This is a genomic window from Streptomyces sp. NPDC052107 (assembly GCF_040680215.1).
GTDB lineage: Bacteria > Actinomycetota > Actinomycetes > Streptomycetales > Streptomycetaceae > Streptomyces.
The window spans coordinates 1-1,058 of record NZ_JBFAWG010000325.1 but is presented as its reverse complement, the minus strand read 5'-3'; the positions used below and the strand labels follow the sequence as shown (position 1 = coordinate 1,058).

Genomic DNA, 1,058 nt, shown 5'->3' with positions numbered 1-1,058 from the left:
GCTGTGGAAGCAGGCCGACTTCGGTCCTGACGACGTCCATGTGGCCCAGATCTACGACGCGTTCACCCCTCTCGTCCCGCTCTCCCTGGAGGGGTACGGCTTCTGCGGCCGCGGCGAGGGCGGCGCGTTCACCGAGGGCGGGGCGCTGGAGACCGGGGGCCGGCTGCCGCTCAACACCGGGGGCGGCGGGCTGAGCGAGGCGTACGTCCACGGGTTCAACCTCATCACCGAGGGCGTCAAACAGCTGCGCGGCACCTCCACCGCCCAGGTCCCGGACGCCGCCACCTGTCTGGTCACCGCCGGTGAGGGCGTACCGACGTCGGCTGTTCTGCTGCGGAACTGAGGAGTCGAGAAGTTGAGGAGTTGAGAGTTGAGGAGATGGATGTGAACGATTCCCTGCTGCTTCCCGTCGTCGACGAGGACGGCGCCCCCTTCTGGGAGTACGCCGCCCGGGGCGAACTGCGCGTCCAGGCCTGCGCCTCCCCCGCCTGCGGCGAACTCCGCTTCCCGCCCCGGCCATGCTGCCCGCACTGCGGGTCGTTCGAGAGGGAGTGGCGGGCGATGAGCGGGCGCGGCCGGATCTGGTCGTACGTGATCCCGCACCCGCCGCTGCTCCCCGCGTACGCCGAACAGGCCCCGTACAACGCGGTGTTGGTGGAGCTGGTGGATGCCCCTCGGATCCGGCTGGCCGGGAACGTCGTCGCCTCCGCCGACGCGCCGCTGAACTCCGTCGCTCCGGCGCGGCTGCGGATCGGGGCCCCGGTGCGGGCGGTGTTCTGCCCGGCGGGTCCAAGTGGGTCGGTCACGCTGGTGCGTTGGCTGCTGGAGCGGTGAGCGGTGGCGCTGCTCATCGAGCGGGAGGCGGCCGAGGGGGTCGCCCTCGTCACGCTCGACCGGCCGGACAAGCTCAACGCGATCGATCTGGAGACGGCGGAGGAACTGGCTGAGTCGTGGCGGGAGTTGCGGTACGACGTGGGCGTGCGGGCCGTCGTCCTCACCGGGAGCGGCACCCGCGCCTTCTGCACCGGGATCGACCGGGGCGTGAACGTCCCGCAGCC

At 71.6% G+C, this 1,058-nt stretch carries 2 protein-coding genes and 1 pseudogene; all 3 read left to right on the top strand.

Going from position 1 to position 1,058, the window contains the following annotated elements; translation table 11 throughout:
- Window positions 1-343: pseudogene (locus AB0M27_RS48190) on the top strand (lipid-transfer protein); the annotation flags it as partial.
- Window positions 344-378: 35 nt separating this feature from the next.
- Window positions 379-834 carry an OB-fold domain-containing protein gene (locus AB0M27_RS48185; RefSeq protein WP_365732508.1) on the top strand — a complete coding sequence of 152 codons (456 nt, stop codon included), beginning with the start codon at window positions 379-381 and terminating at the stop codon, window positions 832-834.
- 3 nt (window positions 835-837) lie between these two features.
- A partial coding sequence (locus AB0M27_RS48180) for an enoyl-CoA hydratase-related protein (protein WP_365732507.1) occupies window positions 838-1,058 on the top strand: 221 nt, incomplete at its 3' end.

Coding starts and splice junctions, on each gene's coding strand:
- AB0M27_RS48185 (WP_365732508.1), top strand. CDS start 379: ATGGATGTGAACGATTCCCTGCTGCTTCCCGTCGTCGACGAGGACGGC.